Here is a 12,999-nt window from a genome sequence, read left to right as displayed (position 1 = left end):
GCTGACATACCCCCATTTATCCCCTGTCAGTGCGGCGACTTGGGTTACAGTGGAGCCAATCACATATCAAATCATTAGATACCTATTAATTAAGGCCTCACACCGCCATCGCGCCAACAACGTCCCACCCCCGCAGTGAGGACGGAGAATGAGGTGGCGGACGCGTGACGGGTCATTAAAAGGAGTAGTAATGCGCGAGCTTTTCCTCGTTGAAAGCGAGTCGACGTCCACCTCCCTGGTGTTGCGAGACGACAGCGGCGAGGAGTTCTTCGTCGAAGTCACGGACGCGCTCCGCAAGCTTTCCGACGCCCCTGCGGCCCCCACCGCGGAGGACTCCGATACCGACTCCACCGTTGACGTCCCCCAGAACGCAGGTAGTGCAGCGACGCCGCTGCAGCCGGTCGACGACGCGTCCGAAGAGAGTGAGCCACAACAGAATGAACAGGACGACGACGCAGCCGAGGCTGACTCCGAGGCTGAGTCTGCAGAGTCTACTGACAACGCCGACGACGCGTCTGAAAGCTCGGACTCACCGACACCGTCCACCGAGCGGCCGCGCCTGGTACCGCGCCAGCCGCATCCGCTTCCGGAGCCGGATCCGTTGATGACCACCCCGATGACGCTGCGCCCGGCGGAAATCCAAAACCGCGTGCGCGCTGGCGCTACCGCCGCCGAGCTCGCTGAGGAGATGGGCGTAGCGGAGTCCCGCGTGGAGCCGTTTACCCACCCGGTCATGCTGGAGCGCAACTCCATGGCGGAGATGGCCAAGAAGGCTCACCCGCTGCGCGAGGACGGCCCCGCCAAGCTCACCCTGTGGGAGATCCTGGCCACCGCTTTCGCTGCCCGCGGGCACTCGCTGTCCGAGGCCACGTGGGACGCTCGCCGTTCGAAGGGCGAGCCGTGGATCATCCGTATCACGTGGATGGCCGGGCTCACCGAAAACGAGGCTGAATGGACCCTGAAGCAGTCCATGACCTCCCCCGCCACCGTGGAGGCGCGCAACTCCGTGGCCGCGGATCTCACCGACCCGGACTTCGTCCAGCCGGTGCGTTCCCTGACCTCCATTGGTCGCGGCTCGCGCTACTCCCGCGCCATCGAGGCGGACACCGTTGACGGCTACGCCGAGTTTGACGACGAGCCGCAGGGCCTGCGCTCCATCGACGGCGGCGAGGATGGCACGACGCGCACTCGTGATGACATCCCGGTGGTCCGCGACTGTGAAGGTGACGCTGACGCCGCGGGTAACGCTGGCGACGAGCGCAGCGATGACAGCAACGAGGCGGGCGAGGACTTCCTCCAGAACCCGGACCCCCAGCAGCGCCCGGCGAAGCGGCGTCGCAAAGCCGTCACCCCGCACTGGGAGGACGTGTTGTTGGGCGTGCGGGCGAACACGAAGCGCCCGAAGAAATAGCGAGCAAGGCACCCGTTGGGACCTGGCGAAGGAGTAGCGGTGACACCGGATTCAGCAGTGGTGACGCTGTGGTACATCACAGCAGAAGACCCAGCGGCCGTCTTGGCCGCGGAGCCGCGGGCGGACCGGGGATTTGGTCGAAAGTTTCTGAGCCAGCTCAACCCGCGCTTCCCCATCACCCCCATTGGCCAATTCCCGTTGAACCGCTCCGCCGAGGTGTCTGAGGACGAGTTTTATATCGGCGGCTACCCCGGAGTCACCGTGGTGCAGACCATCATTGATGAGGGCGCCCAGAACCTAGCCGGGCTCGATGTCAAGCTCCGCCGCGCCATCCCCGCCCGCGAGATCCTCGCGTTCACCTATAACCCGGACACGGGCTTGGCAGGTTTCGCGCGTTGGGTCGAGGGCGAGTTGCGGCGCTGCTTTAACGCCACGCCGTACACCATCTTCGAAGACGAGGGCCTTCCTGGCCCGTTTGAGGGCGCATATTGGGCTGGCGAGAAGAGCCACTCCTCCGGGCCTACTGCCCTGCCATTCCAGCCTTATGACCTCATGCGCGCCGCGCAGGACGCATGGCTGGGTGTGGAGGTGTCTGCCAACGGACCGGACCTGCAGGTCGCGGGCTTCGCCGTGGACGGCCGCCCGCAGCCGAAGGTGGACGAGCCCGCCCCGGTGCGCCGCAGCGTCGCGGAGCTGGCCAGTGTTTCTGCCTCCAAGCTGGGTATCGGGCCTGGCAACGCGGACTACGACGACTATGAGGATCACTCCCCTACCTGGGAAGACGAGGAGCGCGACGAATACCAGGAGTTCGTCCGCGCTACCTCTGCGGCGGCGCGGCGCTTAGGCCACCAGGCCCGCCGGGGCTTGGCGACGGCCGCGGACAAGGCGTCCACGAGCCTGTCACGGTTCCGCCGCCTCTGGAAATAGCGCTGGCCGCTGTGACAGCGACCAGCGTTCCCTATCGAATAGCAGCCCACAGACTGCGCTGCCGCTCGTAGAACGCGATCGCCGCGGAGGTGGCAAGGTTGAGCGAATCGGTCCCCGGCGCCATGGGGATGCGGGCGCGCACGTCCGTGGCGCGCATCGCGTGTTCCGTGAGCCCAGGGCCCTCCCCGCCTACGAGCAGGGCCACCTTCTCCGCCCCCTCGAGGGCGTCGGCGAGGTGCACCGCGTCTGGGTGCGGGGTGAGGGAGACAAGACGAAAGTCGGCGTCGCGAAGCTCGCTCAAGGAACGCTGCCACGTGGTGTAGGTTCCTTCTAGGTGCGCGAACGGCGTGCGCAAGACGTGCCCCATGGACACCCGCACGCTGCGGCGGTAGAGGGGATCGGCGCAGCCATTACCGAAGAGCACCGCGTCCACGTCCATGCCGGCGGCATTGCGGAAGATGGCACCGATGTTTTCGTGATCACCCACGCCCTCGAGCACCACGACGGTGCGGGCGGAGCGCACCACTTCCGCGACGTTGAGGGCGGGTGCGCGGTCCGCGGCAGCCACGAGTCCGCGGTGCATATCAAAGCCGACGGTTTCCGCCAGCACCTCGCGGCTGACTTCCAAGACTGCGAAGGGTTGCTCACCGGCCGCCTCGAGCCGGGCATTGTGGTCGTCGAAGCTACCGTATATTTTCTCGAATTGGTCGAGCTTGGAGGCGAAGCCCACCACGCAGCGCACTGGGAAGCGCGACTCCAGAAGCCGGGAAACTACCAGGTGCCCCTCGGCAATCACCAAGCCCGCGCCGGACTTGTCTGAGGCGTTGAGCGCGCGGACGTCGTCAAGCCGGGCGTCAGCGGGATCGTGAAGGCGCAGGCGGGTCATGGCGGATTCCTCACTACATCAGGACGGTTTAGAGAATGGCGCGCAGTGGCTCGGCGGCGAAGTACACCACAAAGAGCGCGGAGATAAGCCACATAATCCAGTGCACCTTCTTGGCCTTGCCGGCGAACAGGTTGACCAGTGCGTAGGCAATGAAGCCCACGCCCACGCCGTTGGCAATGGAGTAGGTAAACGGCATGACCACGATGGTCAAGAACGCTGGGATGGCCACGGTCATATCGGTAAAGTCGATGGATGCCAGCTGCGTGGCCATCATGACACCCACGACCACCAGGACGGGCGCGGCGGCCTCGATGGGCACGACCTCGTACAGCGGGGTCAGGAACATCGCGAGTAGGAATAGCACGCCGGTGACCACGTTGGCCAAGCCGGTACGCGCGCCGTCGCCCACGCCCGCGGAAGCGTCCGCAAAGACGGTGTTGGACGAGGTGGAGCCCAGGCCACCGGCGACGGCACCGAAGCCCTCGACCACCAGAGCCTTCTTCATGCCTGGCAGGTTGCCGTTTTCATCCACCAAGTCGCCCTGCTTGCCCAGGGCGGTCATGGTGCCCATTGCGTCGAAGAAGTTGGCCAAAACCAGGGTGAACACCAGCAGCGTGGCGGTGACTACGCCGACGCGGGTGAACGCGCCGAACAGATCAACATCGCCGACAATCGACAGGTCCGGCATGCCGCCCACGGAATCCGGGAGCTGCGGCACGGCCAAGCTCCAGCCGCCGGCCGGGTTGTCCGCCGAGGAGCCGGAACCGGTGATAGCTTCGACCGCCATGGCGATGACAGTGTTGGCCACAATCGCGATGAACAGGCCGCCTGGCACGCGGCGCACAACCATGAAGAAGCAGATGATGAGGCCCAAAACGAAGACGAAGGTCGGCCAAGACGCAATCGAGCCGTTGATGCCCAGGCCTACGGGGACGGTGGTGTGCGCGGCGTCGGGAAGGCGGCGCACGAAGCCGGCGTCCACGAAGCCGATCATGGCGATGAACATGCCGATGCCCACCGACAGCGCGGCCTTCATGTGGGCCGGAATGGCGTTGAACACCGCGGTGCGGAATCCGGAAATGGCCAGCAAGACGATGACGATGCCGTCCAAAACCACCAGGCCCATCGCCTCCGGCCAGGTCAGGCCCTCAACGCCCACGAGGGTCACGGCGACCATAGAATTAATGCCCAAGCCGGTGGCCAGGGCAAAGGGGTACTTGGCAATGACGCCGAACAGAATGGTCATCACGCCCGCGACGAGGGCGGTAGCGGCGGCGACCTGGGGGATGCCCAAGGTGTTGCCCGCCGAGTCCGCGCTGGCACCGATGATCAGCGGGTTCAGCAGGACGATATACGCCATGGCCAGGAAGGACACGGCACCCGCGCGCACCTCAGTGCTCACGCTGGATCCGCGTTCGGTGATGTGGAAATAGCGATCGAGCACGCCATTATTCATTGCAGATTCCGCCCTTTGCAAGAAGTTGTCTAAGGATACTGCAACAGTTTCCCCCGCGGGCGCCGAATTTACAAAATTTATTCGGCTAAAAAGTCAACGAAGGAACCGATCTAGAAGTCGATGGCGCGCTCGTCATCGTAATAGTCGCCGGGCTCATCGGAGTTCCTTGAAGCGGGTGTCTCAGAATGCGCGCCGCAGCCATAAGCCGCGTGGACCACGTGACCGTCAGCGGAGAATTTATTGGTACACGCGCCGAAGCTCGCGCCCACTGGCTCGCTCAACGGGACGAAGAAGGCGCACGTCTTGCACTCCAGCGCGGCCTTCTCCGCAAATTCAGAGTTCGGCCCGAAGTCGCCCTTGCGCCAGCGAGTCTTGGTGTCCGACACCCCCTTTACCGTGAGCTCCATCGGCCCGTCCCCGTCCTCGCCGGTCGACGCTAGGCGGGGGTCACCGGGTTCCGGCGGCAGCAGCATGCCCGGTTCTAAGTCACCGGGGCGCACCCGCTCCGCCCATGGCACCCAGTCTGGGGCGCGCAGCGCGTCGCCGCCCGGGGCAGGGACCAAAGCCACCTCACTGACGGTAACCTCGTCGCTGCCCGGCGCGCACGCCAGGACCGCGTGCCACTCCCACCCGGAGTAGCCGGGGACGTCGGCAGCAAAGCGGTGGGTGGCCACGGTGGACGACACGCCGTGGACGCCGGTGTGGCGGCCCACTTCGCCGTCGCCAAGCTCCTCCAGTGCCGCGCGCGCAATGTCAACGGCGCGATCCCCAAGGAGGAGACTGGACGGCTTCTTGTTTCGTCGCTGAGTAGACCGCGGGGAAGACCGCCGGGAAGAACGCCGGGAAGAACGCTGTGAGGGAGACACTCGATTCATTATCCTCCATTATGGGGCATACGCGTCCAAATATCTTATGCTGAACGACGTGTCTGACCTTTCCCCGTCCCGCGCCCGCACCGGAGTCCTCCTCGCCCCTGTGGCTGGTGCGCTGCTTTTGAGTGGTTGCTCCGCTCAGCCGATCTCCCAATCCAGCCCGGTCATTGAGAGCAAGCTCGCGCCGCACACCACCTCCACTGACAACTCTGCCCGCCCGGTTCCGGACAACGATGAGTCCAGTAGCGTCGACAAGCTCACCGCCGAGGTGGTGGCCACGCACCCTTTTTCTGAGGATAGCTTCACCCAGGGCCTCGAAGTCACCCCCGATGGTGAACTGCTCGTGGGCACGGGGCAGACCGGTGAGTCGCGCATTTACCGAGCGAAGGTCCGCAACCACGAGGTGGAAGCCAGCGCGGAGCTGGAAGACACCCAGTTCGGTGAGGGAATCACCCAGGCCGGCGACCACGTCTGGCAGCTGACCTGGAAGGATGGAGTGGCCATCAAGCGCGACCCGAAGACCCTTCAGGAGACCGGCCGCGCCCCGTATGACGGTGAGGGCTGGGGTCTCTGTGCCTTTGAGGACACGATGTTCATGTCCGACGGCTCTGCACAGCTGCAGCGCTTGAACCCTGAGTCGTTTGATGACAAAGCGAGCCCGGTTGAGGTCACGCTCGACGGCTCGCCCGTGGACAAGATCAACGAGTTGGAGTGCGTGACCGACCGCCAGGGCGAGCGCCATGTCTTTGCCAACGTGTGGTTCAGTACTGACATCTTGCGGATTGATCCGGAATCCGGTCACGTCACGGGCATCGTGGACGCCTCGGGTCTGGACAACAACGCGGACCCGCGCGATTCAGACAATGTTCTTAACGGCATTGCCTACGATCCCTCGCTGGACCTCTACTACCTCACCGGCAAGCGGTGGCCGGATTTGTACGAGGTCCGCTTCGAGCCCGCGTCCTAGCTCGCTGTCCGACGCCGCGTCCGTCGCCCTCGCCGTGCGTGACACCGCGACGCGGTGAAGTACTATTCTTTGCATGGCCACACGGAAAGAAGCGAAGAAGAAGGCGCTGCTGCAGGTGCTCGCGCTGGTGACCGCCGTTGTCATCATTGTGGTGGGTGTCCTGTTGTTTCAGAACTGGTGGAATTCCCGCCCGGGCCCGGAGCCGAAGGATGTCGCCGTAACTTTCACGGTGGGTGACAAGGAAGTGACCACCACTCCCTATATGGCGTGCGAGCCTGGCAAGGACTGCGCCGAGGCGGATATTCCTACGTTGAAGGTTGGCGCGGATGAAACCTTAAAGGTGGAGGTTCCGGAAGACGTGTCGAACCACGACTGGCAGGTGCTGCGCATTTACGACAAGGTCGAGGCCAACGACGAGACGCTGCACGGCCCCCACGAAACCTCAACGGTGGATGTCCCCGGCAGCGTCACCGTTGGCGAAAAGAAGGAAAAGGCCGCCCTCCAGGTCGTGGAGGTGCACTCCGTTATGATTGGCACGGATGCCAACGGCGAGGAGACACCATTCACGACCGTCTGGGCGATTTCCACGCAGGAACAGGCCCAGGGAAAGGCGGCCAACTAATCTCGCTGAGGACTTAGCTATCCAGGTCCTTAGCCACAGCGCGCAGGATCTCAGCCACCTGGCGGCCGGTCTTGCGGTCCGGGTAGTGCCCCTTGGTCAGGGCGGGCTGCACCTGGGTTTCCAGCAGGGTCATGAGATCAGCGAGCAGGCTGCCCAATTCCTCCGGTTTCCGGGACGGCGCGGCCTTACGGCGCGGCTCATCCAAGACCTTCACGCGCAGCGCCTGCGGCCCCTTGCGGCCCGCGGCGAAATCAAACTCGATGCGCTGGCCTGGGAAAAGCTCCTCCACGCCATCGGGAAGCACGTTCTTGCCCACAAAAACATCTTCGTCGCCGGGGTTGGAGGCAAAACCAAAGCCCTTCTCGGCGTCGTACCATTTCACTTTGCCAACCGGCACGATGCTCACCACTTTCCTCGTAGTAGATAGTCACCAGACAAACTAAAGTGTGTTGTCTGGGTAAAGCTCATATATTAGTACGCCGTTCACTCTTGTAAAAACACAGCCGTTCACCCCAGCACACCCGCCATACCCATCACGTGAGGGGAATCACATTGATTTTTCTGACTAGAGCCTGTCAAGGACTTAGCTGGCCGAACAGCCGCTTCCTGACGATCCCCTCAATGGCCGCGCTTGTGGAATATTACTGAAACGTCAACAAAGCGTGACACTTTCGTTACAAACCGTTACTCTGTCCAACAGGCACTCATCCAGTAGGTGCGACTTACACTTCGTGAACTACCCCGCGTGCAAGGTCCGGGTCGCAACCAAATGGATGGCTTTTATGGTTGAAGGGAACGCCCCATCACCGCGCAGTGCAGCAAGACCAAACGAAAATCACGGACTCGGGAAGCACAATCGTGCCTCCTTCGCGGGCGTGAAACTTAAGTGAGGAATATTTACATGGGACGTCACAACTCTAAGAACGCATCCGTCGCAGCAAAGTTTGTTGCCACCACCGCCGCTGTCGGCGCCGCAGCTGGCCTGTTCGCACCGACCGCCGCTGCTGCACCGGACTCCGACTGGGATCGCCTGGCGCAGTGCGAGTCCGGCGGCAACTGGCACATCAACACCGGCAACGGCTACCACGGCGGCCTGCAGTTCTCCGCTTCCACCTGGCAGGCTTACGGTGGCGGACAGTACGCTCCGACCGCTGATCAGGCTACCCGCGAGCAGCAGATCGCTATCGCTGAGAAGACCCTCGCTGGCCAGGGCTGGGGCGCATGGCCAGCTTGCTCCGCAAGCCTAGGCCTGAACTCCGCCCCTACCCCGCGTGGCGACGTCTCCGCACCGAAGCCGACGCAGCCTGCTCCGAAGCCGGCTCACACCGAGAAGAAGACCGTGAAGGCTCCTTCCACCGCTCCGAAGGCTGTGAAGAAGGCTGCTAACTACAAGTCCGACGAACTGGCCGTGGACGCTGTCTACGAGCTCATCGAGGACACCCTGGCGAAGTACGGCGTGACCATCCCGTCCTTCATCGAGGCACAGTACAAGGCTAACCGCCACAACTTCAACGCCTTCTACTCCGCGAACCGCAACTACATCGACCCGGTAGTCCAGGGCATCTTCTAGTTCGCACTAGGTCCCAAGCGCGCGGGTAGCACCCCGCCGCCGCACACAAAACAATGCCCCGACCTGAGCTCCTGCTCGGATCGGGGCTTTTGTCGTCCCTCCAGCCATCCCGCGGGTCTCCCCCGCAACGCGCTTCGGCCCTACCGCCACGCGATACACGCATCTGCAGGATCGCCAAAAGGCCGGACCAGGTACCTAGTCCGGCGGCGCAGCAAGCGCACTAGAGAGAGGCTCTAGCGGTTGATGCGGGTGTAGGGGTGCACGTAGTTGGTCTTCTCGGCCGGCATCGGCAGGATGAGGTCATCGCCGAAGGGGCTGTTGGCGCCGGAGAACGGTGCAACAATCTCGGTAACTGCGTGGGAACCCGGTTCGAGGTGCTTCGGCCAAGCTGGGGAGACGAAGCCCTTCTTCTCAACGTTAGACATAGTTCTATCTTGCCAAACCGCGGGCGAAAAAGTAATTCAAACGGCACTAGACTTAGAACACATCATGGCAGATTCTTCCCGGGGCACATCCCCCGCTTCCGTTAAATTCCGCAACTGGCTGGGGCAACGCAACAACGAGGAGCTCGCAGCTATCCTCCGCCACCGCCCCGACGTGGTCTCACCCCTACCCCCTGGCATAGCCCCCTTGGCCGTACGCCTGCAGCTGCGCACTTCCGTTTCCCGAGCGCTCCGCACCCTCAACGCCACGGAGCTCGCGGTGCTGGAGGCCGCCGCGGCTCTCGGCGCGGAGCTGCGCCCGGTTGCAGCCGCCGAGATTTCCACCTCGCTCGCCACCCCTCACGGCATCACTTCCCAGCAGGTGACCGCCGCTCTGGAGGCTTGCGCCGCCTGCGCCCTCGCTTTTACCCACACTGACGGCGACGACGACACCCCCGAAGGATGGATGGTTGCGGCCGAGGTCATGGCTGCGCTCCCTACCGGGTGGTCACTGCTTGAGCAATCCACGGTCAGCGCCGCGGCTTTCGCGCAGCTTCCCGACGCCCAGCGGGCCGTCCTGGACACCCTCGCCACCGCCGGTGGCTTAGGCACCACCCGCGATGCCCGCCCGGACGCCGATCCTGCACGTCCGGTGCCGCAACTCATCGCCGCGGGCTTCCTGCACCGCGTTGACTCCCTCACCGTGCGCCTTCCCCGCGCCGTCCGCCAGCTACTGCGTGGCGAACACCCCACCGCCATCCCACTCGTCCCGCCACGCACCCTGCCCGCCGGGGACTCCCTGGACCCAAACATTCAGCAGCACCTGCCGCAAGAACAACAGCAAGAGCAGACGCAGGAAGAGGTGGCCACCGCCGGCGCCGCGGCGGGCCTGGAGACGGTGCGGCAGGTGGCGCAGCTTATCGACGCCCTGGGGAACGCGCCGTTGCCGTTACTCAAGGACAAGACCGTGGGCGTGCGCGCGGTATCACAGCTGGCCAAGCAACTTGGCACTGACGAGGACACCATCAAGTTCCTGGTCAGCTTAGCCGTCGCCGCCAGGCTACTCAGCCGCGGTGAGCCCACCGGAGGCAGCGAGCCCGTCGCCGAAGGTAACTACCTCTGCCCTACCCAGGCGGGGTGGGACTGGATGGACGCCGAGCTTGACGCCCGCTGGGCCACCGTGCTTCAGGCGGCGCTGAATTCATCCTGGCGGCCGCGCGCCGACCATCGGCTGCTCAGCGAAGACACCGCCTCGCCGTATCAGGCGGCCCGGCGCGCGGCGGTGTGGGAGGTGTACCTCCAGGTCCATTCTGCCGGCACCGCCGACACTACCGAGGCGAACGTCGCGCGCAAGCCGCTCACCCCGGAGGAACACGCCGAGGCATTTCGCTACCTGCATCCCTTGCTGGCTTCTTCCCTTCCGCAAGCGGACGTGGACTTCTACCGCCAGGAGGCGGCACTCGTTGGTGCCCTGGCCAAGGACACCGCGACGTCGATGTTGCGCCACCTTCTTGACCACGACGAGGAGGCGCTGACCGCAGCCACCGCCGCCGTCACCCCCACCCCGGTGGAGCAGGTCATTGTCCAAGCTGACATGACCATGCTCGCCCCCGGACCGCTCACCCAGCCTGCTCGGAAGGCGGTGGAGTTGTTCGCTGATGTCGAATCCCCCGGTTTGGCCGCGGTGTACCGCATCACGCCCGCGAGCATTCGACGCGCCTATGATGCCGGGCGCAGCGTCACCGAGATCCGCACCTGGCTGGCCGAGCACGCCATCGGCGAGGTCCCGCAAGCCGTCGACTACGCGCTGGACGACGTCGCGCGCCACCACGGTTCTCTTCGGGGCGGCCCGGCGTTGAGTTACCTGCGTAGCGATGACGAAGCCCTGCTCGCGCAGGCCGTCAGCGCCATCAACGACGCCGGCGTGCTTCGGCTCATCGCGCCCACGGTCGCCATCTCGACCACACGCCTGGGCACGCTGCTCGCGCGCCTGCGCGAGGCGGGTTTGAGCCCCACCGCCGAGGACGACAACGGCGCGTTCATTGACGTCAGCGCCACCCCCTACGTACTACCTACCCCGGCGAAGGGCTACACTCGCGCGCCGCGTTCGTCCCGCGCACATCCCAAGGCTCAGCCTTCCGACGATCGCTGGCTCGCCGCCGCCGCGCGCATCCGCGAGGCCGCTAACACCCCAGACGCACCGCGCCGCCAGGGCACACCTTCAAACTCAACCCCGCCGGTCACCGAGCTGTTGGCTACGCTGCAGGCTGCCGCCCGGGCGGGCCAGGTGGTCACGGTGGGATACACCGATAAGAACGGCACGCCGCGGCAGATTAACGTCAAACCTCTGAGCGCCACTGGCGGCGTCGTGGACGCGGTGCGTGCGGATTCGGGCCAGCCAGTGCGCTTCCCTGTGCACCGGATCTCCCAGGTCAGCCAGATATAGCAGAAGTCATTGACACAATCTTGGTTCCAGCCGTTGACAAAGCGTTGGGTTTATACAACACTATGGAGTATGTCCCCAAAGAAAAAGCCTCAAGACCCGATCTTTAATCGGGTCCGCGTTCTGCGCGCGGAGCGGGACATGTCGCGCGCACAACTGGCAGAACTCATTGATGTCAACCCGCAAACGATCGGCGCGCTCGAGCGCGGTGATCACTCCCCCAGCTTGGACCTCGCATTCCGCATTTGCGAGGTATTCAGCCTTCCCGTCGAGGCTGTGTTCTCCCGCGAGGAGTTCCGTCCCATGTCCGCCGATCTCTACCCCGTCGCGGGAAAGGAAGCTTAAACCATGACCTCCCCTACGACCGTTGCCCGCCGACGCAAGCAATACCTGAGTTTCTTCTACCTCGGCCTCATCTTCATTGGGACCGCGTTACCCTTTAACCTCTCCAATCAGTCCCTGTCGATGACCTTCTGGGTGCTCGGCATCGGCATCTCTGCCGGCTGCGTGATGGGTCTGCAGAAAACGCTCCGCCCCTCCCAGCTCAAGCCGGAGCTCGCCGACGAATACGAGCTCGTCCAGCTCAGCGCGGCCCGCGCGAAGGCGCTAAACGTGTTCTTGTTCGGCACGCTCGCGCTCATGATGGTGCTGCTGTGCGTACCCCTGCTGGAGTTCGCGGGCCTCGACGCCACCAGCTGGGCCGAAGTCGCACGGACCTGCGGCATGGCCACCGGCGGCCTCGTCATGCTGGCCTCGTTCGTGCAGCTGCGTCACCTGGCGCTGGAGACCAACAAAGACATCGAGGCCGAGGATCGAGAATTACAGAAAGAAGAGGTCGCCTGATGCCTCCCCTGTTCAACCGCTCAGAAGAAGCACGCATTGCCCGCTGGGAATGGATCAACCGCAACGGCGGCGCGGGGCGTCGATACGCCCACAACCCAGGTGCCACCAAGGCGCTGATCGCCGGGGTCTTTATCCTCATGGCCCTGGGCCTGGCGCTAGTGTCCGTCGGCATCTGGAAAGAGAACAACGCCCTGCTATTCATCGGCACGGTGCTGTGGCTCGCGCAAATGGTGCCCTGGACCCTGCTCCGCTCAAGCATCCAGGTCAAGGATTCAGCCCCGCTCGCGGTACTGGACGAGATGGAGGTAGCCGTCTTGGACAAAGGCCGCCGCCGCGCCTTGGCTGTCCTGCTGTATATCTGCGGTATCGGCGGCTTCGCGCTTATGCTCGGCGCGATGTTCCTCGACATCAACATCGAGCCAGACATCCTCATGCTCATCTTCGGCGAGGCCGCCGTCATTGCCACGATGGTGGCCAGCATGCTGCCTGCCATGACTTACGCCCTAACCTTCAACCAGCCGCTGGACGACGAAGAGCACCGCGAAACCGTCGGTTCGGGCACGTCCGTCTCTTAAAGGAA

General features: G+C 64.1%; 14 protein-coding genes. 9 read left to right on the top strand and 5 right to left on the bottom strand.

What is annotated here, in order from left to right; all coding sequences use genetic code 11:
- The first annotated feature begins 190 nt into the window (after window positions 1–190).
- Both sepH and H0194_RS08825 read left to right on the top strand, forming a co-directional pair.
- Window positions 191–1,411: a septation protein SepH gene (sepH, locus tag H0194_RS08830; protein ID WP_185175533.1), complete on the top strand. Its 1,221-nt coding sequence runs from the start codon at window positions 191–193 to the stop codon at window positions 1,409–1,411.
- Window positions 1,412–1,450: 39 nt separating this feature from the next.
- A complete protein-coding gene (locus H0194_RS08825; RefSeq protein WP_185175532.1) occupies window positions 1,451–2,338 on the top strand; it encodes a DUF6928 family protein in 888 nt (295 codons plus the stop codon).
- 31 nt (window positions 2,339–2,369) lie between these two features.
- On the opposite strand, the gene H0194_RS08820 is transcribed toward H0194_RS08825, so the two are convergent.
- The 3 genes from H0194_RS08820 to H0194_RS08810 form a co-directional block, all read right to left on the bottom strand.
- Entirely contained in the window at window positions 2,370–3,224 is an 855-nt protein-coding gene (locus H0194_RS08820; RefSeq protein ID WP_185175531.1) for a TrmH family RNA methyltransferase, read from the bottom strand.
- 28 nt (window positions 3,225–3,252) lie between these two features.
- A complete protein-coding gene (locus tag H0194_RS08815; protein WP_185175530.1) occupies window positions 3,253–4,680 on the bottom strand; it encodes an NCS2 family permease in 1,428 nt (475 codons plus the stop codon).
- Between the two features lie 110 nt (window positions 4,681–4,790).
- Window positions 4,791–5,555 (bottom strand): DUF3027 domain-containing protein, encoded by a 765-nt coding sequence (locus H0194_RS08810; protein ID WP_185175529.1) that lies wholly within the window; start codon window positions 5,553–5,555, stop codon window positions 4,791–4,793.
- Window positions 5,556–5,604: 49 nt separating this feature from the next.
- On the opposite strand from H0194_RS08810, the gene H0194_RS08805 reads away from it, so the two are divergent.
- Window positions 5,605–6,519, top strand: coding sequence for a glutaminyl-peptide cyclotransferase (locus H0194_RS08805; protein WP_246388870.1), 915 nt, complete (start codon window positions 5,605–5,607; stop codon window positions 6,517–6,519).
- A gap of 73 nt (window positions 6,520–6,592) precedes the next feature.
- Window positions 6,593–7,141 (top strand): DUF2771 domain-containing protein, encoded by a 549-nt coding sequence (locus tag H0194_RS08800; RefSeq protein WP_185175527.1) that lies wholly within the window; start codon window positions 6,593–6,595, stop codon window positions 7,139–7,141.
- A gap of 13 nt (window positions 7,142–7,154) precedes the next feature.
- Here the strand turns inward: H0194_RS08800 and H0194_RS08795 are convergent, their stop codons facing one another.
- Complete coding sequence (locus H0194_RS08795; RefSeq protein WP_185176968.1) at window positions 7,155–7,538, bottom strand: cold-shock protein; 384 nt, start codon at window positions 7,536–7,538, stop codon at window positions 7,155–7,157.
- A gap of 504 nt (window positions 7,539–8,042) precedes the next feature.
- On the opposite strand from H0194_RS08795, the gene H0194_RS08790 reads away from it, so the two are divergent.
- The gene (locus H0194_RS08790) at window positions 8,043–8,711 is read left to right on the top strand and encodes a resuscitation-promoting factor Rpf1 domain-containing protein (protein ID WP_185175526.1); all 669 of its coding nucleotides are present in this window, start codon (window positions 8,043–8,045) and stop codon (window positions 8,709–8,711) included.
- A gap of 233 nt (window positions 8,712–8,944) precedes the next feature.
- On the opposite strand, the gene H0194_RS08785 is transcribed toward H0194_RS08790, so the two are convergent.
- The gene (locus H0194_RS08785) at window positions 8,945–9,136 is read right to left on the bottom strand and encodes a hypothetical protein (RefSeq protein ID WP_185175525.1); all 192 of its coding nucleotides are present in this window, start codon (window positions 9,134–9,136) and stop codon (window positions 8,945–8,947) included.
- A gap of 64 nt (window positions 9,137–9,200) precedes the next feature.
- Between H0194_RS08785 and H0194_RS08780 the strand changes: the two genes are divergently transcribed.
- From H0194_RS08780 to H0194_RS08765, 4 genes are all read left to right on the top strand, one after another.
- Window positions 9,201–11,579: a helicase-associated domain-containing protein gene (locus tag H0194_RS08780; RefSeq protein ID WP_185175524.1), complete on the top strand. Its 2,379-nt coding sequence runs from the start codon at window positions 9,201–9,203 to the stop codon at window positions 11,577–11,579.
- A 69-nt stretch (window positions 11,580–11,648) separates the two neighbouring features.
- Window positions 11,649–11,921, top strand: coding sequence for a helix-turn-helix transcriptional regulator (locus tag H0194_RS08775; protein WP_185175523.1), 273 nt, complete (start codon window positions 11,649–11,651; stop codon window positions 11,919–11,921).
- 3 nt (window positions 11,922–11,924) lie between these two features.
- On the top strand, window positions 11,925–12,419 hold the full coding sequence (locus H0194_RS08770) for a hypothetical protein (protein WP_185175522.1): 495 nt from the start codon (window positions 11,925–11,927) through the stop codon (window positions 12,417–12,419).
- Window positions 12,419–12,994: a hypothetical protein gene (locus tag H0194_RS08765; protein WP_185175521.1), complete on the top strand. Its 576-nt coding sequence runs from the start codon at window positions 12,419–12,421 to the stop codon at window positions 12,992–12,994. Before H0194_RS08770 ends, H0194_RS08765 begins: the two co-directional genes overlap by 1 nt.
- Window positions 12,995–12,999: the final 5 nt, after the last annotated feature.

It is taken from the genome of Corynebacterium incognita (genome assembly GCF_014217255.1).
Taxonomy (GTDB): domain Bacteria; phylum Actinomycetota; class Actinomycetes; order Mycobacteriales; family Mycobacteriaceae; genus Corynebacterium; species Corynebacterium incognitum.
Note: the sequence above shows the minus strand (reverse complement) of the source record. Positions and strands in the feature narration are given on the sequence as shown.

Coding starts and splice junctions, on each gene's coding strand:
- sepH (WP_185175533.1), top strand. CDS start 191: ATGCGCGAGCTTTTCCTCGTTGAAAGCGAGTCGACGTCCACCTCCCTG.
- H0194_RS08770 (WP_185175522.1), top strand. CDS start 11,925: ATGACCTCCCCTACGACCGTTGCCCGCCGACGCAAGCAATACCTGAGT.
- H0194_RS08800 (WP_185175527.1), top strand. CDS start 6,593: ATGGCCACACGGAAAGAAGCGAAGAAGAAGGCGCTGCTGCAGGTGCTC.
- H0194_RS08785 (WP_185175525.1), bottom strand. CDS start 9,136: ATGTCTAACGTTGAGAAGAAGGGCTTCGTCTCCCCAGCTTGGCCGAAG.
- H0194_RS08780 (WP_185175524.1), top strand. CDS start 9,201: ATGGCAGATTCTTCCCGGGGCACATCCCCCGCTTCCGTTAAATTCCGC.
- H0194_RS08765 (WP_185175521.1), top strand. CDS start 12,419: ATGCCTCCCCTGTTCAACCGCTCAGAAGAAGCACGCATTGCCCGCTGG.
- H0194_RS08775 (WP_185175523.1), top strand. CDS start 11,649: ATGTCCCCAAAGAAAAAGCCTCAAGACCCGATCTTTAATCGGGTCCGC.
- H0194_RS08790 (WP_185175526.1), top strand. CDS start 8,043: ATGGGACGTCACAACTCTAAGAACGCATCCGTCGCAGCAAAGTTTGTT.
- H0194_RS08820 (WP_185175531.1), bottom strand. CDS start 3,224: ATGACCCGCCTGCGCCTTCACGATCCCGCTGACGCCCGGCTTGACGAC.
- H0194_RS08815 (WP_185175530.1), bottom strand. CDS start 4,680: ATGAATAATGGCGTGCTCGATCGCTATTTCCACATCACCGAACGCGGA.
- H0194_RS08810 (WP_185175529.1), bottom strand. CDS start 5,555: ATGAATCGAGTGTCTCCCTCACAGCGTTCTTCCCGGCGTTCTTCCCGG.